This window comes from Kitasatospora sp. NPDC004240 (assembly GCF_053603215.1).
Map to the genome: position 1 here is coordinate 13,268 of NZ_JBSGFD010000027.1, position 22,051 is coordinate 35,318.

17 protein-coding genes are annotated in these 22,051 nt (G+C 75.3%); 4 read left to right on the forward strand and 13 right to left on the reverse strand.

Annotated elements, in window-relative coordinates:
- Positions 1-84: 84 nt before the first annotated feature.
- The 5 genes from ACWEQL_RS10095 to ACWEQL_RS10115 form a co-directional block, all read right to left on the reverse strand.
- Positions 85-498, reverse strand: a complete 414-nt coding sequence (locus tag ACWEQL_RS10095; RefSeq protein ID WP_452149732.1) for a hypothetical protein — start codon at positions 496-498, stop codon at positions 85-87.
- 104 nt (positions 499-602) lie between these two features.
- Entirely contained in the window at positions 603-1,058 is a 456-nt protein-coding gene (locus ACWEQL_RS10100) for a helix-turn-helix domain-containing protein (protein ID WP_452149733.1), read from the reverse strand.
- 218 nt (positions 1,059-1,276) lie between these two features.
- Entirely contained in the window at positions 1,277-2,440 is a 1,164-nt protein-coding gene (locus tag ACWEQL_RS10105; RefSeq protein ID WP_452149734.1) for a DNA polymerase III subunit beta family protein, read from the reverse strand.
- Between the two features lie 87 nt (positions 2,441-2,527).
- Positions 2,528-2,797 carry a hypothetical protein gene (locus tag ACWEQL_RS10110; protein WP_452149735.1) on the reverse strand — a complete coding sequence of 90 codons (270 nt, stop codon included), beginning with the start codon at positions 2,795-2,797 and terminating at the stop codon, positions 2,528-2,530.
- Positions 2,794-6,183 carry a DEAD/DEAH box helicase gene (locus tag ACWEQL_RS10115; protein WP_452149736.1) on the reverse strand — a complete coding sequence of 1,130 codons (3,390 nt, stop codon included), beginning with the start codon at positions 6,181-6,183 and terminating at the stop codon, positions 2,794-2,796. Before ACWEQL_RS10115 ends, ACWEQL_RS10110 begins: the two co-directional genes overlap by 4 nt.
- A 253-nt stretch (positions 6,184-6,436) precedes the next feature.
- Here ACWEQL_RS10115 and ACWEQL_RS10120 point away from each other — a divergent pair, with 253 nt between their 5' ends.
- Positions 6,437-7,054: a YceI family protein gene (locus ACWEQL_RS10120; RefSeq protein ID WP_452149737.1), complete on the forward strand. Its 618-nt coding sequence runs from the start codon at positions 6,437-6,439 to the stop codon at positions 7,052-7,054.
- Between the two features lie 177 nt (positions 7,055-7,231).
- Here ACWEQL_RS10120 and ACWEQL_RS10125 read toward each other — a convergent pair whose 3' ends face one another.
- Positions 7,232-8,197, reverse strand: coding sequence for a LysR family transcriptional regulator (locus ACWEQL_RS10125; protein ID WP_452149738.1), 966 nt, complete (start codon positions 8,195-8,197; stop codon positions 7,232-7,234).
- A 113-nt stretch (positions 8,198-8,310) separates the two neighbouring features.
- Here ACWEQL_RS10125 and ACWEQL_RS10130 point away from each other — a divergent pair, with 113 nt between their 5' ends.
- The gene (locus tag ACWEQL_RS10130; protein WP_452149739.1) at positions 8,311-9,660 is read left to right on the forward strand and encodes an MFS transporter; all 1,350 of its coding nucleotides are present in this window, start codon (positions 8,311-8,313) and stop codon (positions 9,658-9,660) included.
- Between the two features lie 9 nt (positions 9,661-9,669).
- A complete protein-coding gene (locus ACWEQL_RS10135; protein WP_452149740.1) occupies positions 9,670-10,161 on the forward strand; it encodes a macro domain-containing protein in 492 nt (163 codons plus the stop codon).
- A gap of 48 nt (positions 10,162-10,209) precedes the next feature.
- Here ACWEQL_RS10135 and ACWEQL_RS10140 read toward each other — a convergent pair whose 3' ends face one another.
- The gene (locus ACWEQL_RS10140; RefSeq protein WP_452149741.1) at positions 10,210-10,746 is read right to left on the reverse strand and encodes an N-acetyltransferase family protein; all 537 of its coding nucleotides are present in this window, start codon (positions 10,744-10,746) and stop codon (positions 10,210-10,212) included.
- 235 nt (positions 10,747-10,981) lie between these two features.
- On the opposite strand from ACWEQL_RS10140, the gene ACWEQL_RS10145 reads away from it, so the two are divergent.
- Positions 10,982-11,812 carry a TetR family transcriptional regulator gene (locus tag ACWEQL_RS10145; RefSeq protein WP_452149742.1) on the forward strand — a complete coding sequence of 277 codons (831 nt, stop codon included), beginning with the start codon at positions 10,982-10,984 and terminating at the stop codon, positions 11,810-11,812.
- A gap of 88 nt (positions 11,813-11,900) precedes the next feature.
- Here the strand turns inward: ACWEQL_RS10145 and ACWEQL_RS10150 are convergent, their stop codons facing one another.
- The 6 genes from ACWEQL_RS10150 to ACWEQL_RS10175 form a co-directional block, all read right to left on the reverse strand.
- Positions 11,901-13,313, reverse strand: coding sequence for a GNAT family N-acetyltransferase (locus ACWEQL_RS10150; RefSeq protein ID WP_452149743.1), 1,413 nt, complete (start codon positions 13,311-13,313; stop codon positions 11,901-11,903).
- Positions 13,314-13,453: 140 nt separating this feature from the next.
- A complete protein-coding gene (locus ACWEQL_RS10155) occupies positions 13,454-14,542 on the reverse strand; it encodes a hypothetical protein (protein ID WP_452149744.1) in 1,089 nt (362 codons plus the stop codon).
- 100 nt (positions 14,543-14,642) lie between these two features.
- Positions 14,643-16,535, reverse strand: coding sequence for a threonine/serine exporter family protein (locus tag ACWEQL_RS10160; protein ID WP_452149745.1), 1,893 nt, complete (start codon positions 16,533-16,535; stop codon positions 14,643-14,645).
- Positions 16,536-16,775: 240 nt separating this feature from the next.
- Entirely contained in the window at positions 16,776-17,429 is a 654-nt protein-coding gene (locus ACWEQL_RS10165) for a DedA family protein (protein WP_452149746.1), read from the reverse strand.
- Between the two features lie 144 nt (positions 17,430-17,573).
- A complete protein-coding gene (locus tag ACWEQL_RS10170; RefSeq protein ID WP_452149747.1) occupies positions 17,574-19,928 on the reverse strand; it encodes a hypothetical protein in 2,355 nt (784 codons plus the stop codon).
- A gap of 139 nt (positions 19,929-20,067) precedes the next feature.
- The gene (locus ACWEQL_RS10175) at positions 20,068-22,014 is read right to left on the reverse strand and encodes an ATP-binding protein (RefSeq protein ID WP_452149748.1); all 1,947 of its coding nucleotides are present in this window, start codon (positions 22,012-22,014) and stop codon (positions 20,068-20,070) included.
- Positions 22,015-22,051: the final 37 nt, after the last annotated feature.

Genomic DNA, 22,051 nt, shown 5'->3' on the forward strand with positions numbered 1-22,051 from the left:
CCATCCTGGCACGCCGGGCCACCGGCGAAAGTGTCAACGTACCGGGCCCACCGGATGTGCCCCGGACGGCCGCCGCCGAACCGCCTACTCCGCGACGAGCTCCGGCCGCACGTCCTGCGCCGACGCGTCCGGGCCCTCATCGGCGCGCCCGCGCTCCACGACGCCCTTGCCGCGCTCGGCCAGCTCGTCGTACGCCTCCTTGGCCTTCACGGCCAGCTCGACGGCCCGGCCCACCTGCTGAAGGGCGAAGGTCTGCGCCTTCTCCTGCAGCACCTTGAGGTCGGCCGGCAGGGTGGCCACGCTGTCCGCGACCTTGGTCTGCGCCTCCTGCAGCCTGGCCGCGGCCTTCTCCTGGGTGCCCTTGCGGTCGGCCGCCATGGCCTCGACCTTGCCCGGCACCTCGCGCAGCTTCGCGTAGGCGAGGTCCCCGGCGCCGGCGAGGGCGTAGAACGGGGTCGGGTCGCTCAGGGTCTTCTTGATCTCGTCGGTGATCGGCATGACCGGTCCTCCCGGTGGCTAGGTGTTTCTGGTCCGGGTCCGCGGATGGCGTCCACGGGGGATGTCTGCGGGCGGTGACTGCGGGTGGTGACTACGGGTGGTGACTACGGGCGGTCGGAGTCCACCCGGTCCCGCGATCCGGCTGCGGCACCCTCGGCGGAGCCCCCCGCGGCGGCGGTGCCGTCGGAGGTCGCTCCCTCGGTCGTGGTCCCCTTGGCCGCGTTCTCCTTGAGGAAGGCCTCGTAGACCGCGAGCAGCGCGTGCTTCTGCTGCTCGTTGATCAGCGGATCGGCCAGGATCGCGGCCCGCAGACCCGGGCCCTCGACCCGTCGCTCCTCCAGGATCCCGGCCTGGACGTACAGCGTCTCCGCCGAGATCCGCAGCGCCTTGGCGATCTGCTGCAGGATCTCCGCACTCGGCTTGCGCAATCCTCGCTCGATCTGGCTGAGATACGGATTGGACACGCCTGCGGCCTCCGCCAGCTGCCGCAACGAGTACCGCGCGTTGCGCCGCTGCTCGCGGATGTACTCGCCCAGCGAGCCGACGTTCAGTGAGGCCATGCCACCAGACTGCAACACCCTGCTTGCAATTGCAAGCAGGGTGCTAGCGGGAGCAATCACGGTCGGGCCCGGGCGAATGGGGTGCGGCCCGGGCCCGACCGATCAGGTGGATCGGATCAGGCGGGTCGAGTCAGGTGGATCGGATCCGGGCCGGATCGGGCGAGTCGGATCGGGCAGGCCGGGTCAGGGGCGGCTCCGGGAACGGCTCGGGGAGCGGATCAGGCGGGGAGGCGGACCGGCATGAGGATCGAGAAGCTGCCCGCCCGGTCGGCGGAGCGGATGGCGAGGGGGGCGATCGGGCCGCCGAGTTCGAGGACCAGCTGGCCGGTGGCGCCGGTCCCGGCGTCCGGGCCGGCCTGGACGGCCTCCAGCAGGAAGTCCCGGTTGACCGCGACCTGCAGGGTGTCCGCCGGCACGTCCTCCGCGGCCACGAGGAGCGCGCCCTCCGGGGTCACGGACAGCACGGTGATCTCGGCCTCGGCCCCGTGCGGCCCGGACGGCAGGGTGCGGGTGGCCCCGGACTCCACCGCCCGGCGGAGGTCGGCGGCCGGCAGGCCCACCCGGTGGAGCGGTTCCAGCCGGACCAGGGCGCGGTAGTCGGGGTAGTCCTGGTCCACGGTGGCGCCCTCGATCCGGTGGCCGCCGGTCTCCACCCGGACCAGTCCGCCGGCGAGGGTCACCGCCGCCTCCTCGGCGCCCGCGCCGAGCAGTGCCCGGATGCCGTCGACGAGCGGGGTCGGGACGACGGCCCCGCCGAACGGCGCACCGCCACCCGCCCCGGCGCCGGCGGTCCCCGAGTCGGCGGTCCCGGCACCGACCGGCAGTTCGGCCAGCGCCATCCGGTAGCGGTCGGTGGCGACCAGGCGCAGCACCGCGGCGCCACCCTCCCCCTCCCGGTCCAGGTCGAACAGCACGCCGGCCAGCACCGGGCGCTCGGCGTCGTCCGAGACGGCGAAGCGGACCGCGTCCAGGGCGGCGGCCAGCTCCCGGGCCGGGACGGTGAGGCGCAGTTCGTTCGGGGTGGTGCCCATTGGGTTCTCCCTCTGGTCGATGAGTGCTCGGATGAAGGAGATCTCCCTGCGGGCGTCGGTCAGCCCGTCCTCCAGCCGGCGCAGGTGCGTGTCGATCACCCGCTGGGCCGTCCCGGAGCCGGGGGCCGCGCCGAGCACCTCCCGGATGCCGGCGAGCGGCAGCCCGACCCGGCGCAGGCGGCAGAGCAGCCGGGCGTCGGCGAGCTGCCGCGGCCCGTACCAGCGGTAGCCGGTCTGCGGGTCGACCCAGGCGGGGGCGAGCACACCGGCGCCGTCGTAGAACCTCAGGGCGCTGACGCCGAGTCCGCTGTCGCGGGCGAGTTCACCGATGCTGCGCAGGTCGTTCTCCATGTCCGGTGACTCTGGTGCCTCGACCAGGTCGAGGGTCAACCCGGAGGTCGGGGCCGCCGGTCGGGGCGGGCGGGCAGGTGTGGGGGCTCAATCGCGGAAGGCGTCGTACGCGGGTGCGAGCAGGACGGCCAGGTCGCGGCCCCGGACGGTGATCCCGGACGGGCCGAGGCGCCGCAGGGACGACTCCTCGGGCCCGGCACCGCCGCCACCGCCGTCACTGTCATCGTCACCGTCACCGACGTAACCGCCGCCGTCGCCACCACGCAGGGTGAAGTCGCCGCGCCAGTAGTCCGCCACCGTGACCGGGTCGGCGCTCCCGCCGGTCCCCCCGGCCGGGTCCTGCGCACCGCCGCTCATCGTGCCTCCTCCTCCGCCACCGCGTCCTGTGCCAGGGTGACCAGCTCGCGCAGCGCCTCGGCGGGCAGGTCGGTGAACCAGTGCTCCCCCTCGCCCACCACCGCCTCGGCCAGCGCCCGTTTCGCGTCGAGCAGTTCGGCGATCCGCTCCTCCACCGTGCCGACGCAGACCAGCCGCCGGACCTGGACGTCCCGGCGCTGGCCGATCCGGAACGCCCGGTCGGTGGCCTGCTCCTCGACGGCCGGGTTCCACCAGCGGTCGAGGTGGATCACCTGGTTGGCGGCGGTCAGGTTGAGGCCGGTCCCGCCGGCCCGCAGCGAGAGCAGGAACACCCGCGGCCCGTCCGGGGACTGGAAGCGCGCGACGAGCTCCTCGCGGCGCGCCCGGGACATCCCGCCGTGCAGGAAGAGCACCTCCTCGCCCAGCCGCCGGGCCAGGTGCGGCCGCAGCATCGCGCCGAACTCCGCGTACTGGGTGAACACCAGGGCCCGGTCGCCCTCCGCGAGCGCCTCCGCGAGGATCTCCTCCAGCCGCGCCACCTTGCCCGACCGTTCCCCCAACGCCGAACCGTCGTGCAGCAGTTGGGCGGGATGGTTGCAGACCTGCTTGAGCTTGCCGATCGCCGCCAGCACCGTGCCGCGACGCTCCACGCCCTTGACGCCCCCCACCCGCCGCAGCAGGTCCGCGACCACCGCCTGGTAGAGGCCGGCCTGTTCGGCGGTCAGGTTGCACCAGACGGTCATCTCCTGCTTGGCGGGCAGCTCGGCCGCCACCAGCGGGTCGGACTTCAGCCGGCGCAGCACGAACGGGCCCGTGCGGCGCTGGAGTTCGGCGGTCAGCTCGGCGCTGCGGTGCAGCTCCACCGGGATCGCGTACCGCTCCTTGAACCGCTCCGCCGAGCCGAACAGGCCCGGGTTGGCGAAGTCCAGGACGGAGTGCAGCTCGGCGAGCCGGTTCTCCACCGGGGTGCCGGTCAGGGCGATCCGGTGGACGGTGACCGGCAGCGCGCGGATCGCCCGGGACTGCGCGGTGCCGAGGTTCTTGACCTGCTGCGCCTCGTCGGCGATCACCCGCCGCCAGCGGATCCCGCGCAGCGCCGCCAGATCGCGCTGGACCAGGCCGTAGGTGGTGATGACCAGGTCCACCGTGCCCGCCAGCCCGCGCAGCCGGTCCGCGTCGACCCGGCCGGCGCCGTGGTGGACGTACAGCCGCAGCCCGGGGGCGAAGCGCTCGGCCTCCCGCTGCCAGTTGCCGACCAGGGACATCGGGCAGACCAGCAGGTTGGGCCCGGGGGCGTGCTCGGCCCGCTCGACGGCGAGCAGGGCGAGGGTCTGCACCGTCTTGCCGAGCCCCATGTCGTCGGCCAGCACCCCGCCGAGCCCGAGCGCGGCGAGCGTCCGCAGCCAGGCCAGCCCCCGCTCCTGGTACGGGCGCAGCGTGGTGCCGAAGTCCGCGGGGAGGCGGTCGCGGGCGGGTGCGGCGGCGGCGCGGCCGGCCAGCAGGTCGCCGAGCGGCCCGTCCGCGCGAACGGCGGTGACCGGCAGGCCGGCGACGGTGGCGCCGGGGTCGACGGCCAGTCGCAGCACCTCGGCGGTGGACAGGACGCCGTCCCGGTGGTGGGCGAGGAAGGCGAGGGCGGCGGCGATCTGCGCCGGGTCGGCCTCCAGCCACCGGCCTCGGATCCGCACCAGCCCCTGCTTGGCGGCGGCCAGGTCGGCCAGCTCCTCCTCGGTGAGCGGGTCGCCGTCCTCGCCCAGGGCCGCCTGCCAGCGGAAGTCCACCACGGCGTCGCGGTCCACCTGGCTGGTGATCGCCAGGGTGCCGGGGGCGGGCTGGCCGGAGGCGACGTGCAGGGCGAGCCCGAGCCGGGGGCGGCGGCGCCACCAGGCGGGCAGGAGGACGCCGAAGCCGTCCTCGGCGAGGGCGGGGGCCGCGTCGCGCAGGAACTCCAGGGCCCCGGCGCGGTCGAGCGGGAGGACGGCGGGGCGGGGGCGGCGGCGCAGTCCGTCCAGCGCCGGGAACCGGTGGGCGGCGCGGGAGATCTCGGTGGCGAGCACGTCGAGGACGGCCGCGGGGTCGTCGGCGGAGGCACCGCCACCGTCCGCGGCTTCCTCTCCGCCTCTGCCTCCGGCCCCGGTCGCCGTGCGGGCGAGCGCCGCGAGGGCGGGGCCTCCGGCGTGCAGGTCGGCGGCGCGGACGAGCAGTGAGAGCTCGTCCACGGCCTGAAGGAGGAGTTCGAGCTGCCAGTGGTCATCCGAGGGCTGCCCCACCGGGTCGTCCGGGTCGGGCCCCAGCGGCTCGACCAGCCGGAAGCAGAGCCGCACCCAGGGCGAGGCCGGCGCCGCCGCGGCGTACCAGTCGGCGAGCCGCCGTCGGAACGCGGCGAAGGCGCGCGCCTCCTCGGACACCTCGGCCTCCCCCGCCCCGGCGAGTGCCGTGCGCGAGAAGTCGGACCCGTCGACTTCCTGTGCTGCGGCGTCCGGTGCAGCGGCGTCCTGTGCGACGGCGTCCGGTGCTACGGCATCCTGCGCACCGGATTCCCGCCCGGCGGCCAGCCGGGCGTCCGGGGTGGTGAGGGCGGCGAGCCAGCGTTCGGGGACGGCCGGGTGGGCGGTGGCGGGCCGGAGCAGCGGCGGCGCGTCGGCGAGGGCGGTCCGGGCCTCGGCGTCGACCAGGGCGGCGAGGGCGGCCTCGATCAGGTCCTCGCCGGTACGGCGGGCGGCGGGCCGGTCGGGGAGCCGCTCCCCCAGCAGGACCGGCGGGCAGCCGGTGGCGAGGGCGGCGGCCTCGCGGCGTTCGGACGGCCCGGGGTCGGGCCGCCACCGGGCGCACGGTCCGCCGTCCTCGACCACCGCCACCGGCAGCAGCCGCCCCCGGCCGACCAGCCGCCAGGCGAGGTCGTGGACGGCGGTGAGCCAGCGCAGCGAGGAGCCGTACGCGACGTCGACCCGCCCGGTGCCGGGCAGGTCGGCCCCGGTCACGGCCCAGTGCGGGTCGAACACCTCGCCGAGCAGCTGGGCCGCCTCGGCCGGATCGAAGAGCAGGGCCGGCACCCGCCAGGGCACCAGGGTCGCGGCGGCGCGCGGCGCGGTGAGCGGGAGGTCGGGCGAGGGGGCGGGCAGCCCGGCGACGGTGGGCAGCGACAGGGTGGCCCAGCGCTCGGGCGCCCGGCCGGCCAGCCAGCCGAGGCCCGGACCGATACCGGCCAGCAGGGCCGCCACCCGCTCGGCCGGGCAGGCGTACGGGTGGGCGCGCGGGGCGGGGCGGTCGGCGTGCGGGGCGGGGCGGTCGACGCGCGGGGCGCCGTCCGGGAGCTCCCGGGTGCCGTCCTCCGCCCAGAGCGCCAGCCGCCCGTCGGCGCGCCAGAGCGCGTGCAGGGCGTACATGGGCGGGCCTCCCGGTCCGGGGCGGAGCTGGTCGGGGCGAGCGGGGTTCGGGCTCCTGCAGCGTATCCACCGCCTCCGACGAAACGGTTCGCCGGCCGAAGCGGCCGGGGCGGCGGCGCCCCTCCGAACGGGCGGTTTCCGGGGGCTCCCGGGAGACACCCACCCGCCATGGTTGAACTTTGAACGAAACGGGTCTACAGTGGAGCCAACAAGTTGAAGCCTAAACAACCGGCTTCGGACCCGAGGAGGAGCCATGGGCATCTTCAACCGCACCAAGACCGCCACCGCCGCCACCGTCGACACCGCCACCGCGACCCCCGCCGGCCCCGACCTGGCCCACCTCACCGGCGACTGGGCCATCGACACCACCCACAGCGAGGTCGGCTTCTCGGTCCGCCACGCGATGGTCACCAACGTCAAGGGCCGCTTCACCGAGTACGACGGCAAGCTGTTCCTGGACGGCACCACGCCGGCCAACTCCACCGCCGAGCTGGTGATCAAGGTGGCGAGCATCGACACCAACCAGACCCAGCGCGACGCCCACCTGCGCACCGGCGACTTCTTCGCCGCCGAGACCTACCCGGAGATCCGCTTCCGCTCCACCTCCGCCGAGCGGCTGCGCGAGGACTCGTACCGGATGTCCGGCGAGCTGACGATCAAGGACACCACCCGCCCGATCGTCCTCGACCTGGACTACACCGGCAGCGCCACCGACGCGTACGGCGCCGAGCGGGTCGGCTTCGAGGGCACGGCCGTCCTCGACCGCACCGACTGGGGCCTGACCTACAACGCCGCACTGGAGACCGGCGGCGTGCTGATCGGCGAGAAGGTCAAGCTCAGCTTCGACATCTCCGCCGTCAAGGCGGCCTGACCCGGCCGAGCACCCGGCACGGCCCTGCCGTGCCCCCGGACCTCCTCCCCTGCCGACCCCCGAGCGGCAGGGGCGGAGCCGTACCCGTCCCCAACACCGCCCGCCCGCCGGCGATTCCGCGTCCGGCCCGCCCTCCCCCGGTTCACCCGCCCGGCGGTCCGGGCCCGCCTCCCCGGCTCACCCGCCCAGCAGCGCCGCGTCCTCCGCCGGCAGCCAGCTGCCCGTCGGACGGCTCAACCAGCGCTCCTCCGCGCCGAGTTCGGCGGCCGCCGTACGCAGCGCGGTCAGCCCCGGGTGCCGCATGCCCGGGCGGTGGACCAGGCTGACCAGGCTGAGCGGCACCGGGTCGACCAGCGGCACGGTCACCGCGCCGGGGATCGCCGGGCCGCCGGTGCTGGTCAGCATCGGGTCGCCGTGCCGGGCGAGGTAGCGCGCGGTCTCGTCCACCCCGATCGGCGGCACGTACGGCGCGGCCGGGGTGAGCCCGTGCTCGCGCAGCAGCCGCAGGCCGAGGTCGGCCCACTCGGTGGTCGCCGGGTTGCCCGCGCAGACGTCGACGGGGTGGCCGGCCAGCTCGGCGAGCCGCAGGACCGGGCGCCCGGCCAGCGGATGGGTGGCCGCCATCATCACCGCGACCTGTTCCAGCCGCACCGGCACCTGGACGAGCCGGGCGCGGACGGAGGCCTCCAGTCCGGCGAAGCGGCCCAGCGAGGCGTCGACCCGGTGGGCGAGGAGTTCACCGGCCGCCGCCGAGAGGCCGCCGAGGAAGCGGGCCAGGATGTCGCCCTCCGGCCAGCCGGCGCGGGCCCGTTCGAGCAGCCGGCCGGTGGTCAGGTCGGGGCCGGTGACGTCGCTGTTGACGTCCAGCAGCAGCGGGCGGTGGCCGGCGCTGCCGAGGAGCTCGTCGTGCAGGGCCAGCAGTTGGCGCGCGCCGGGGAGCAGCCGGGTGCCGGCCGGGGTGAGCTCGACGCTGCGGGTGGTCCGGACGAACAGCGCCTCGCCGAACGTGACCTCCAGCGAGCGGATGTCGCGGCTGAGCGCCTGCTGGGCGATGTGCAGGCGTTCGGCGGCGCGGCCGAAGTGCAGGGTGTCGGCGACGGCGACGAAACCGCGCAGCAGACGGGGGTGCAGGTCACGGGGCATGGACGAAGATTAACAACAGGCTGTTGTCAGTACGGCGAAACAGGTGTTGGACCGGAGGCGGAGCGTCCGGCCAGGCTGGTGACATCCCCCTTCGATCACGGAACCGGAGTCCCATGCCCGCCTCGTACCGCCGGCTGTTCACCGTGCCCGGCGCCGCCGCCTTCACGCTCGCCGGACTGCTCGCCCGGATCGCGCTGTCGATGTCCGGCGTCGCACTGGTGGTGCTGATCTCCGACCGGCGCGGCTCCTACGCGCTGGCCGGCACGGTCGCCGCCGCCGGGCTGGTCACCGGCGCGATCGGCATGCCGCTGATCGGCCGCCTGGTCGACCGGTACGGGCAGGCCCGGGTCACCGTACCGGCCGTGCTCTACAACGCCGTACCGCTCACCGGCCTGCTGGTCTGCGTCCGGACCGGCGCGCCCGACTGGGCGCTCCACCTCTGCTGGGCGGCCTGCGCCGGCACACCGAACCTCGGCGGCATGGCCCGGGCCCGCTGGGCGCACCTCCTGAGGGACGACCCGGCCGCCCGACACCTCGCCAACTCCCTGGAGCAGGCGCTGGACGAGCTGTGCTTCATGGCCGGCCCGGTGCTGGCGATGGTGCTCTGCACCACGCTGGCCCCCGAGGCCGGGCTGATCGCCGCCGGCACCTTCGGCACCCTCGGCACGCTGCTGTTCGCCGCCCAGCGCCGTACCGAACCCCCGCTCGCCCCGGCGGCGGCGGCCGTCCGCCACGGCTCGCCTCTGCGGGTGCCCGGACTGCGGGTGCTGACGGCCGCCTTCCTGGCCACCGGGCTGCTGTTCGGCTCGCTGGAGGTCACCACCCTCGCGTACGCCGACGCGCTGGGCCACCGCCCGGCGGCGGGCGGGCTGCTGGCGCTGGTCGCGGGCGGCTCCTGCGCGGCCGGGCTGCTCTTCGGACTGCTGCGACCGCGCCGGGCCCCGGGCACCCGCTTCCTGCTGGGGGTCGGGGCGATGGCCGGGCTGCTGCTCCTGCCGCTCGCGGTCGGACTGAGCGGGGCCGGGGTCGCCGTCCTCGGCGTGGTGCTGTTCACGGCCGGTCTCGGCACCGCGCCGACCATGGTCACCGGGATGACGCTGGTCCAGGAGCTGCTGCCGCAGCGGCAGTTGAACGAGGGCATGGCCGTCGCGGTGTCCGGCATCCTGGTCGGCCTCTCGGTGGGCGCCGCCCTCGGCGGGGCCGTCGCCGAGCACGCCGCGCCCGGCACCGGCTACTGGCTCCCCGCCGGCGCCGCCTGGCTCGCCCTGCTGATCGCCCTCGCCGGCCGCCGGCACCTGAAGACGGCCGGCGACGGGCGGATCACGGCGGGCGGCGGCCGCACCACCGCCGGCGACCCGGCCCCGGCCAACACCGCCCCCGCAGGTGCCCCGGCCCCGGCCGGCACCGCAGGGGCTCCCGGCCGGCACGGAAAATCCGGACAGCCTGTCGGTGCCGCCCGCTAGCGTGGCGCCATGGAGACCAGCGGCACCGGCGTCCGGTACCTGCGCGGCGACGCCACCTCCCCCCAGGCCAAGGGGCCCAAGGTGATCGCGCACATCTGCAACGACCTGGGCGGCTGGGGTAAGGGGTTCGTGCTGGCGCTGTCCCGGCGCTGGCCCGGGCCGGAGGCCGAGTACCGGCGGTGGCACCGCGAGCGGGCGGACAACGACTTCGGCCTGGGCGCGCTCCAGCTGGTGCGGGTCGAGCCGGACGTCTGGGTGGCGAACCTGGTCGGCCAGCGCGGCATCCGCACCGGCCGCTCCTCCGGCGTGCCGGTGCGGTACGAGGCCATCGACCGCGGACTGGGGACGCTGGCCGGGCACGCGCTCGACCTCGGCGCCTCCGTCCACATGCCGCGCATCGGCTGCGGCCTGGCCGGCGGACGCTGGGACCGCGTCGAACCGCTGGTCACCTCCCGCCTGACGGCCCGTGGGGTGCCGGTCACGGTGTACGACCACGACTGACCTCCACGACCTCCACGGGCGCGCCCCGTGCGGCCCCCCGGAACCCGCTCAGGAATGCCAGGTGTACTCGTACTCCGGCAGCGTGTGCCCGCCGGGGAAGACGCCCTCGCGCTCATCGGTGCGACGGCCGCCCTCGCGCTCGTAGAAGGCGACCGCCCGGGTGTTGTCGCGCAGCACCTCCAGGTAGAGGTCGGCGCCGGGGTGCCGGCGGGCGACGTGCGCCCGGGCCTCGGCCAGCAGCGCGCGGCCCACGCCCCCGCCGGTACGGCCGGGCCGCACGTGCAGGTTGTCGAGCAGCACCCGCCCGTCCTGCTGCGGGACGAGGTAGGCGAAGCCGACCGGCCCGTCGGCCTCCGCGCCGGGCGCCTCGGCGATCAGCAGCTCGGGCGTGTTGGCGGGCTCCCCGTAGTCGGCGTCCAGCCGCAGGCCCCACAGCTCGCGGCGCTCCTCGACGAGCCCGTCGCCGAGCGCCTGCTCCGGGACGATGCCGGCGTACGCGGTACGCCAGCTGACGGCGTGCAGGTCGGCGACGGCCTCGGTGTCGCGGGCCGTGCCACGGCGGATGACGATGTCGGGGGCGATCATGTGACGAGCCTCCCACAGATTCGACTTGAACGCGTTCAAGTAGGACCGCTACAGTCATGCCCATGCTTTTGAACGCGTTCGAAAGGATCGGGGGCGGCGCGGCGGCACCGGATGCGGAGGGGGCATCCGGTGCCGCGCGCACCGACACCGCGTGGACCTGACGCCGGCACCGGGAGGGACCGGTGCGGGCGACGAAGGGGCCGGCGCCGACAGCGGCTCCGGCTAGGCTCGGACCGTGGACGACGTGGCACCGACGAACGACACGAACAACGCACCCGGCGCGGGCGGCACGCCCCCGGGGGCCGTGACCGACGCGAGCGCCCCCGGGGGCGTGCCGACGGCGGCCGGCGAGGGGCGCGGCAGCCGTGCCAAGCCGAAGACGGACAAGAGCGAGCAGACCCGCGCGCTGATCCTGGAGACGGCCATGCGGCTGTTCCAGGAACGCGGGTACGACAAGACCACGATGCGCGCCATCGCCACCGAGGCGGGCGTCTCGGTCGGGAACGCCTACTACTACTTCGCGGCGAAGGAATTCCTGATCCAGGGGTTCTACGACCGGATGACGTACGACCACGCGGCCGACGCCCGGATCCGCATGGCGCACACGCGGGATTTCGGTGAGCGCCTGGAGATCGCCCTGGTCTCCTGGCTCGACACGGCCGCGCCGTACCACGAGTTCGCCGCGCAGTTCTTCCGCACGGCCGCCGACCCGAACAGCTCGCTGAGCCCGTTCTCCAACGAGTCCCACCCCGCCCGGGCCACCGCCGTGGAGCTCTTCCGGGAGGTCCTCCAGGGGTCCGATCTGGCGCCGAAGCTGGACGCCGAGCTGGTCGACCTGCTACCCGACGTGCTCTGGCTGCACCTCATGATCGTGGTCCTCTACTGGGTCTTCGACCGGACCCCGGACACGGAGCGGACGCGGGAGTTCGTCCGCCGGTCGACCCCCATGGCCGCCCGGGTGATCAACCTTTCGCGCTACCGGGTGTTCCGCCCGATCGTCCGGGACGCCAAGGGCCTCATCCAGGATTTCATCCTGCCCACCATCGGGAAGACGGCCGTCAAGTAAGCCGTCAAGTAACCGACCGCACGGGGCCACGACGCCGTCGGGGCCGGCCGTCCGGGGAGGACGACCGGCCCCGACGGCGGGACGCGGATCAGAAGCTGTCCGGGTTCCACCCGAGCAGCGGGGTGCGCAGCAGGAGGTCGGCGGACGCCACGGCGCCGGGGCGCAGCTCGGTGACCAGGCCGGCCGCGGTCAGCCGGGGCAGGGTCTCGCCGCCCAGGTAGAGGGCGCCGAGGGCGCCGGCGTCCAGGGCGAGGTCGGCCGGGTCGGTGGTCGGGGTGCAGCGGCCGGTACCGTCCGCGGCGACCTCCAGGGCCCAGCGGCCGGCGGCGGGGCCGGCGGGGTCGTCGACGTCCAGCACGACCCGGCCCGGGAGGCCGTAGGTGCGGGCGCCGAAGGCGGCGGGCACGTCGAGCACCCGCAGCCACATGAAGTCGGCGTTGTCCACGTACGGGGTGGCGGCGCGCGGGTCCTGCAGCAGCAGCGGCAGCGGGTCGTCCGGGCCGATGTTCTCGACGACGACCTCGCGCACCCAGTCGACGGAGAGCAGGAAGCCCCACAGCGCGTTGGCCGTGGGCCGGTCGAGGGCCAGGAAGTCGACGACGGTGAGGGTGCAGTTGGGGTAGCTGCCGTCCCAGTCGTCGTTGATCCGGTAGACGGCCAGGCCGGTGACGGTGCCCCCGGCGTCGCGGTGGACGGCGGCGAAGGGCTCCTTCCAGTCGAAGCCCGGCACCTGGACCTCGCCGGTGGAGCGCTTCCACCAGAGCTCGTCGCGGGCCAGCGCGCCGGGCTGGGTGAGCCGCCAGCGGTCGTGCAGCTCGGGGCCGAGCTTGCGCAGCTCCGCCATGGTGACGAGGTCGATCCGGCCGCCGGGCGGGGTGGGCAGGCCCTCGCGCAGGCCGCGGGTGCGCGCCAGTTTGACGGTCCAGCCGTGGCCGCGGGTGGCGGGGCCGAAGCCGTACCGGCCGTAGATGTTGTACTCGGCCGCGATCAGGACGGCGACCGGCAGGCCGCGCTCCCGGGCGGCGGCGAGGTCGTGGCGCATCATCCGGCTGAGCAGTCCGCGTCGGCGGTGGGTGGCGGTCACGGTGACGCTGGTGATCGCGTTGGCCCGGACGGTGGCGCCACCGGGGACGGTCAGCTCGACGTCGAAGCTGCGGTAGGTGGCGACGTGGCGGTCACCGTCGACCGCCGCGAGCAGGCGCCCCGGCCGGTACTGCATGCGGCGGTAGTCGGCGGCGCTCTCGACGTGCGAGCGCAGGAACCCGAAGGCCAGGGCGCGGTCCCAGTCCGCGACCTCGTCCTCGCGGATGGCGCGGATCTCGACGCCGTCGACGGTGTCGACGAGGCCGGTGCGGCCGTCGGCGGGGTCGGTGCGGTCGGCAGTGGGGCCGGTGCGATCGGCACCCCTGTCGGCGTGGCCGGTGCGGTCGACGTGGCCGGTGGAGTCGTTCGAGCGGTCGTCGCCCGGATCGCGGGTTTCGCCCACTTTGTCGTTGCCCATTGGGCCACCGTACGACCGGCTCCCCCCGATGGCATCCGATTTTCCGGTGGCGGACGAACGACCTGGTCAGGCCGGCTCCGGGGCCCTGAGCGGGAGGCCTCCCGCCCCCGCCGGGCCCCGGGCGCCGTGCAGGGGAGGACCTACCGGTGGATCCTCGGCGTCCGGTGCCGCAGGTGCGGGTGGCGGTCCGTCCGGCGCTCCAGGCCGGTCGGCCGCACCGCGTACGTCCGGACCCGGCCCGCCCGGACCGTGCGGCCGCGCAGCTCGGCCGCCAGGCCCTGGCGGTCCCGGCCGGGCACCGGGGACGCGAGCCGGACGGCCTCGTGGGCGACCGTCCCGCCTCCGGCCGGGGAGGCCGCCGCCGAACGGCGGTCGGCGAGCCGGGCGGAGCGGCGGGCGAGCGCCCGGGCGGTGTGGGCGTCCAGGTGGGCGGTGGCCCGGGCGGCCATCCGCTCGGCGACCCGGTGGGCGGCCGGGTGGTTGGCCGGGACCTTGTCCGGGGCCCCGGCGATCAGGTCGAAGAGCCAGGTACGGGCCCGGTCGGCGCGCTGGTGCAGCCGGCGCTCGCGCCGCAGGGCGCGGGCCCGGCGGCGCGGGCGGTCGGCGTACCGCCAGCGTGCCCAGGGGCTGCTGGGGCGGGCCAGCCGGATGGCGCCGATCCAGGAGAGGCCGGGCACCATGATGCCCAGCAGGCCGGTCCACACCTTGCCCTTGACCAGGGCGATGATCGAGACCAGCGCGTTCACCGAGATCACCGCGACCAGGCCCCAGCGGGTCTCCTGGCTGGGCACCACCCCGAGCGGCACGTACCCGGTGAGCAGCAGCGCGGTGAACAGGATGCCGAGGATCACCGCGTCCACCGATTTGCGGCCCTGCGCGGACCAGTAGACGTCGTCCAGGTGCAGGATCAGCGCGAACTCGTCCAGCACCAGCCCGCAGCCGATGCCGAAGCAGAGGCCGAACAGGTCGATCCACGGGTGCCCGCCGCCGGTGGCGAACACCCCGAGGCCGCCCAGCAGCAGGAAGCCCAGGCCGAACACCATGTGGTGGATGTGCAGGCCGCCGGGGGTGATGTTGCCGGGCCACCAGCGCACCTTGGCCCGGATCATCCGGACGCTGAACCGGATGCAGACGAAGGACGTGATGAACCCGATCAACAGGAGGAACAGCGGCTGCTTGTTGGCCGCGATGATGTGCTCGCGGTAGCCCTCCAGCAGTGGGGTCAGCATGGGTCTTACCTTCGTTCCTGGTACTGCGTCCTGCCTGCCCCGACATGGCCGGGGGCCGACGGCGGTCCCACCTGCGGACCCCGCCGGGCACAACGCGCGGTCAGAAGCCCCGGGTGCGCTTGGCCGCCCGTCTGGGGACGGCCGGGTGGGGCGAGGGCCGGCCGGCGACGCCCGGCACCCTCATGAACAGACGGGCGACCTCGCCCCCGAGGTTGACCCCGATCGCCAGCGCCAGGGCGATCGCCGCGGCCCGGGTGATCTGCACCAGTCCGCCGCTGGCGTGGCCCTGGGCGAAGGAGAGCATGCCGAGGTACAGCGCCGAGCCCGGCATCAGCGGGCCGATCGCGGCCGTCACGTACGGCAGTGCCGAGGCGTTGCGGTAACGGGCCGTCAGCTGGCCGAAGAGGCCGACCAGGCCGGCCGCCACACCGGTGGCGACGATCGGGGAGGCGTTCGCGTTGTACACCAGCGCGCCGTAGCTGGACCAGCCGACGGCGCTGTTCAGGGTGACCAGCGCCAGGCTGCGGCGGTCGGTCTGCAGCAGCATCGCGAAGGCCAGGGTCAGCACCATCGCGGCGACCAGCTGGACCGGCGGGTAGTTGACGCCCACCAGGCTCTCGTCCGGGGTGAGCTTGGCGTTGAAGCCGACCCCCAGGTAGAGAATCAGCATCACACCGATCACGATGCCCGCGACCAGGTAGATCACCTCCAGCAGCCGGGCCGCGGCGGTGATGTAGAAGCCCGTCAGGCCGTCCTGCACCGCGGCCACCAGGGCCCGTCCGGGCAGCAGCGCGAACAGGCCGCCGGTGATCACCACCGAACCGCGCAGGCCCAGGTCGTTGAAGGAGAGCACGATGCCGGAGACGCCGGCGGGCATCGCCGCCAGGACGAACTGGTAGAACTCGGGCAGCCCGCGCCGGGCCACCCAGGAGGCCAGCCGGTCGCCGAGGACGGCCGCGATGAAGGCGCTGACGAACACCAGCCACGCCTTGTCGTCCAGCCTCCCGCCGACCAGGAAGGTCGCCGCGCCGGCCAGCAGCCCGGTGTTCAGCGCGAGCAGCCAGACCGGGTACGGGTGACGGTTGCGGCGGATCGCGGCCAGCCGGCGGTACGCGTCGTTGACCGTGACCCGCTCGGAGGTGATGTCGGCGACCAGCTCGTGGACGGCGCTCAGCCGGGTGTAGTCCGAGGTGCGGCGGCGCACCACCCGGTCCGCGGTGACCGGCGGCTCCACCAGCGAGGGCTGGTGCGAGATGCCGATCAGGGTGAAGGTGACCTGCGGCTCGCAGCGGTCCAGCCCGTACGCGTGGGCGATGCCGAGCATCGCCGCCTCGACGTCCTCGGCGGCCTCGCCGCTGGCCAGCATCAGCTCGCCGATGCGCAGCGTGAGGTCCAGGATGCGCGGCACGTTGCGGGCGGCGGAGGGGTGCAGCTCGCGGGCGGTGCGTTCGAAGGCCGGGCGCTCGGACATCGGGGTGCGCAGCAGGGTGCGCATCCGGTCCGGCCAGGGCGCCTCGCCGGGCGCGCCGGCCCGCAGGGTGGGGACGGCGATGCCGTTCGGCGGGGTGTAGCCGGCGGCCCGCCACTCCTCGGGGGTCAGGGTGTCCTCGGCGACCGAACGGCGCCGGGGCGCGGATGCGCCGGGCCCCGCGTCGGCGGGCGCCTCGGGCCGGGGCCCGGCGGACGGCCGGGGTTCGGCATAGGCGCGGGGTTCGGCGTACGGCCAAGGCCCGGCGGACGCGCGGGGCTCGGAATCGGGCTCGGGCTCGGGCGTGAACTCGGGGCCCAGCAGGCCCCTGGTGGGCGTCAGCGGCGGGGTCGGCGGGACGTCGGCGGTGGGCTCGACGGGCGGCGCCGGGTGGCCGGGCAGACCCTCGGTGGGCGGTGCGTCGGCGGGGAGGACGGGACGGTCCGACCCCGTCCGGCGTGCCTGCCGGGCCGCTCCGCCGCCCCTGGCCCGCTTGCCCGCACCCGGCCGGCCCCGCTTAGGCACTTCCCGCTCCTCGCCGCCCCTGGTCGGCGCCGGTCCAGCCGGGCCGCCGTTCGCTCTCCGGATACACCTTGCCTGATCGAACAGCCGAACGCACATGTACGGGACGGCGGACGGGCGTCACGGCGGACGCCTCCCCGGCGCGGTCGACCGGGCGAGAGCGCCGGGGGCACCGGAAGGGCGGAGGCGGCGGTCCCGGTCGGCGCGCGGCCGGGGCCCGGACGGCGCGAGCGGTGCGGGCGGCTAGCGGGCGCGGTGCCGGGCGGTGGAGGCCGGGGCGGAGCGGCGGGCCCGGAGGAGTTCGATCGCGACCGGGACCACCGAGAGCAGCACGATGCCGACCAGGATCGCCTCGATGTTGTCCCGGACGAAGGGGATCCGGCCGAGGAAGTAGCCGAGCACCGTGACGCCGGCACCCCAGAGCACGCCGCCGACGAGGTTGAAGACGACGAAGGTGCGGTAGTTCATCCGGCTCACCCCGGCCACGATCGGGGTGAAGGTGCGCACGATCGGCACGAAGCGGGCCAGCACGATGGCCTTGGGCCCGTGCCGGTCGAAGAAGCCGGCGGCCTTCTCCACGTTCTCCTGCTTGAACAGCCGCGAGTCCGGCCGCTTGAACAGGCTCGGCCCGACCTTGCGGCCGAAGAGGTAGCCGACCTGGTCACCCGCCACCGCGGCGGCCACGATCAGCGCGCAGACCAGCCAGAGCGGCTGGTGCAGGTAGGTTCCGCCGGCGACCAGCAGGCCCGTGGTGAAGAGCAGGGAGTCCCCGGGGAGGAAGAAGCCGATCAGCAGACCGGACTCGGCGAACACGATGGCCAGGATGCCGATCAGCCCGAAGGTGGAGATCAGGGTGGTCGGATCGAGCCAGGACGGGCCGAGGGCGAGGCTGGTCACGGGTGGACACTCCTGGAAGGTCGACTCTTGGCAATGAAACAGTAAAGCATTCACCAAGAGACTCCCGAACCGGCCTCCCGCCCACCCCTTCCGAGGACGCGACGGCCCCGGCGGGAGGTTCCCGCCGGGGCCGGTACGACCGCGTCAGAGCCCGTAGCGCTCCGTGATCTCCTCGTGCCGCGCCACGTCCGTACCCGCCGCGCGGGCCAGGTCCGGCCAGGCGAGCGGGTGCGCCCAGCCCCCGGTGAGCCGGAGCAGCAGGGCGTCCGCCTCCTCGGCCTTGGCGGTGGGCGGCACACCGAGGGCGGCGTACACGCCGGGCAGCATGCCGTCCTCCTCGGCCGGGTCGGTGATGCTGTACTGATCGCCGCTGTACACCCAGACCGCGAAGCCGGCCTCGCGCAGCTCCGCGCGGAACGCCGACCAGGCCTCCGGGCCGGGCCAGCAGCCGTCGATCCAGTAGGTGGTGTAGCCGGCCGGGTCGAGCAGGGTGAGCAGCTCGAAGACCGGCCGCCAGGCGCGGCGCTCCTCCTCCGGGGCGTCCTCGGCCGGCGGCTCCTCCAGCAGGGCCGGGGAGAAGACCACCAGGTCGTGGTGGTTGAGCGCCAGGTCGTCGCCGGTCACCGGGTAGATCCGGGCGGTGGCCGGGCCGGTGCGCAGGGCCGGCAGGTCGGCGGTGGCGCCGCTCTCGCGGGTGGCCCGGATCGTGACCACCTGCCACTCCTCCTCCACCGGGCCCTCGTCCTCGTCGAACTCGATGCCCAGCAGCGCGCCGGTGGAGCGGACCGCCGGCCAGTCCCGGTTGGCGGTGGCGGCGGTGATCAGGCACCAGAGGTCCCGGTCCTGGACGGTGCGGTACCGCTCGTCCTCCGGCACCGCGTCGGCGGGCAGGGCGTGCTCCAGGATTTCCTGGAGCAGGCGCTGCGCGGTGGCGTGCTCGCCCAGCTCGGTGGCCGCGGTGGCGGCCAGCCGGCGGGTGTTGATCCGCGTCGGGTCCTCGTCGAGCAGGGCGGAGGTGTGCTCCAGCACCTCGGACCAGCGGCTCTCGGCGGCGGCCCAGCGGGCCCGCACCCAATGCGCCTCGGCCGGGTCGTCCGCGGCCAGCCGGTCGGCGAGCCGGCGGACGCCCTCGCCGTCCCGGGCCTCGATCAGCATCGCGGCGAGCGTGCCGGTCAGCGCCTCGTCGCCCGGGCAGGTGTCCAGCCGCTCCCAGAGCAGGTCGGTGGCGGCCCGCAGGTGGCCGAGCACGGCCAGCGACCCGGCCAGGTTGAGCAGCAGCAGGGTGGCGCCGTCCTGCTCACCCCGGTACCGGTCCAGGGCGACGGAGAGCAGGTCGGCGCCGGTCTCGGGGGAGATCCGGTCGTCGAGGTGGTCGAGCAGCTCGGCCGGCGGCACCGGCAGCTCCGGCTCGGGCAGCGCCTCGGCGGCGGCCCGCAGCCCGGCGATCCGCTCGGCGACGCCCTCGGTGCGGCGCAGCTGGGCGAGCTTGCGCTCGCCGGTGGCGGCCAGGGTGAGCGCGACCGTGCGGGCGCCGCGCCGTACGGCCAGTCCGCCGGCCCGCAGCAGCAGGTCGACGCAGGGGCGGTGCGAGCCGGCGTCGTCGAGGTAGGCGACCCAGTGGGCGGCGGCCGCGCCGAGGCGGGCGTCGTTCTGCCAGGCGTCGGCGTCGATCAGCAGCTCGACGGTCTGCAGCCAGGTGGCGCGCAGGCTGGGGAACCGCTCGGCCTCCTCGAAGGACGGCAGCTGGGCCAGCGCGTCCTCCGTCCGCCCGGTGCTCGCCAGCGTCCGGGCGCGCACCAGGGCGGCCCAGCGGCGGTCGCTGTCCGCGATCTCCCGGCCGCGGCGGAGCTCGGCCTCCTCGGCGGTGTCCAGCAGGGCGAGCACCTCCTCGTACCGGCCGAGGGCGTGCAGCAGGCCCGCGCGGGCGTGGTGGAAGTGCAGGGAGAGCTCCTCCCCGGCGGCCTGGATACGGGCGGCGGCGGTGTCGAGGTGGGCGAGCGCCTCGGCGGGGCGGTCGTCGTCCTCCAGGGCGTCGGCGTACTCCCGGGAGAGGCAGTCGAAGCAGGCCCGGGCCGGCTCGATCCGCTCCAGGGTCTCGCCGAGCACCGCCAGCCGCTCGGGCACGTAGCCGGGGCCGTCCACCCGGGCGTGGCAGATCGCGAAGTCCTGCACCGTGCAGACGGACTGCGGACAGCCCAGGGTCTCCTCGCGGTGCGCGAACTCCAGCAGCTCGACGGCCTCCGGCAGGGCCTTCTCGCCCTGGTGGCGCTTGTTCAGCAGGTTCTGCAGGCGCCAGTGCCGCAGGTAGACCTCGACCCAGGGCAGGCCGAGGGCGCGGGCGGAGGCGAGCGCCTCGGGGAAGGCCGCGTCGAGCTGCTCGTTGCGGCCCTCGCCGGCGTGACCGGGCAGCTCGTAGATGGCGTCGGCCAGCCGGTGCTGGCCGGACTCGGCGAGCTGCCGGTGGGCGTCACGGACCCAGGCCCAGATGTCGGTGCTCATGCGGTTTCCGTCTCCCCCTGCGGGTGGCGTGTGGTGCTGGTGGACAGTGTGGCGGGTGGTGCTGACAATCCGTCCGGCGGCCGCCGGGCCCGGTCGGTGGGCCCGGTCAGGCCCGGTCAGGCCCGGTCGGTGGGCCCGGTCAGGCCCGGTCGGTGAAGCTGTCGGGGATGTCCGGCAGGCCCGCGGGCAGTGCCGCGGTGAGCGCGGAGACCGCGGTGCCGATGCCGGCCAGGGCGGCGGCGAGCTCCCCGGCGCCGGCGCCGTCGTCCCCGGCCCGGCCGCCGGACCCGCCCGGAGCGGTGGCCGTGGATCCGGCGGAGGCGGCCGCCATGATCACCTTCAGCGAGCGCAGCAGCCCCGCCGCGGTGGCGCTGCCGGTGTGGCCGGAGCGGTACGCGGCGAGCAGGTCCAGGACGGCCGGGCAGGCCAGGTTGAGGTAGAGCCGGGCCCGGACCTCGCCGTCGGTGCGGGCGGTGAACGCCCGGGCGAGGCGCAGCGCGGCGGACGGGATCCGGGCGTCGGCCTGGTCGTCCTCGATCCGCGCCTTGAGCTCGGCCTCCCGGTCGGGCACCAGGACCAGCGGCAGGCCGGGCGGGTCGAAGCGGGCCGGCACCAACTGCTCGCCCGGTCCGGCGAGCGCGCCGGCCAGCCAGGCCCGCTCCTCCTCGGGCAGCGGCCGCTCGGGGTCGCGGAACAGCTCGCGGTTGCCGCTCTCGCTGCCGAGCTCGACGATCCGGCAGTCCCGCAGCTGGGCGTAGCGGCGCAGGAACGGCAGGACGGCGTACCGGTCGCCGCGGGCGATCGGCACCTGCATCGCGCGGTAGAGCATCTCCTCGAAGCCGCCGCCGGTGCCGAGCGCCACGTGCACCGCCCCGCCGCCGGCCGCGCGCAGCGCACCGGCCGTCAGGTCGCCCTGGGAGGTGGGCACCGGGACGTCGTCGGCGAGCAGGGTGAACAGCCGGTCGTCGCAGAGGGCGGCGCCGAGCAGGTCCTGCCCGTGCCGGGAGAGGACGCGGCGCCAGGCGGCGGGGTGCAGCCGCGCGGTCTCGTACAGGCCGTCCACGATCGCGTCGGTGAGGGCCCGCTGGAGGGCCCGGTAGTGCTCGTCGCGCTGGAGGTCCTCGCGGCTGGCGGTGGGGGTGAGCCGGTTGGACTCGACCACGCCGCCGATGAACCCGGCCCAGCTGGGCAGCAGGTCGCGGGCGTCCTCGGCGAGCAGCATGCCGCGCAGGTAGACCGCGAGGTCGCGGTTGTCGCTGCTCCCGTACGTGCCGCCGTCCTGCACCCAGAGCAGGCCCACCGCGTCGGTGCCGCCCTCAACCGGCTCGACCGGGAACGCGGTCAGCGGCTCGAAGCGGCGGCCGAAGGCGCTCGCGAAGCGCATCCGGGCCTCGTGCGGATCGCCCGGGATCCGCTGGCGCCACGGCACCGGGACGTCGTTGACGGGCCGTTCGTCGTCGCCGACGTACACCGGGATCGGCAGCAGGACGCAGTACCGGCCGAGCACCTCGCGCAGCGCCTGCTCGTCGGAGAGGTGGGCGTGCTCGGCCTTGAGCGCCAGCTCGACCACGGTGCCGGGCTGCGGGCGGGCCGGCGCCGGATCGACGCGGTACTGCTCGCCGCCGCGGCTGCGGTAGCGGTGGCCGAGGTGCGGCTCGCGGTGCGAGGTGGTGGTGACGGTGACCTCGTCGGCGACCGAGAAGGCGGACAGGAAACCGAGGCCGAAGGCGCCGATCAGCTCCTGGTTGCCGGTGAGGTCGCGCAGCATCCGGGTGTAGCCGGTGCCGACGGTGGCGAGGTAGGCGTGGATCTCCGGCTCGGTGAGGCCGGCGCCGGTGTCCTCGATGGCGACCGTGCGCCGGACCGCGTCGCCGCGCACCCGGATCAGCCGGGTGTGCTCGCCGTCCGGGTCCTCCAGCAGGCGCCGGGTGTGCGAGTCGTGGGCGTTCTGGACGAGTTCGCGCAGGGCGACCAGCGGGGTGGAGTAGAGGTGGGTGGCGAGGACGTTCACCAGTCCGCCGAGATCGACCTCGGTCGTACGCAGATCCTCGGCGGGCACGGGGTCGGGGCGGAGACCTTCAGACATGAGGCCCCAGTGTGCCAGTGCGACTATCCGCCGACCA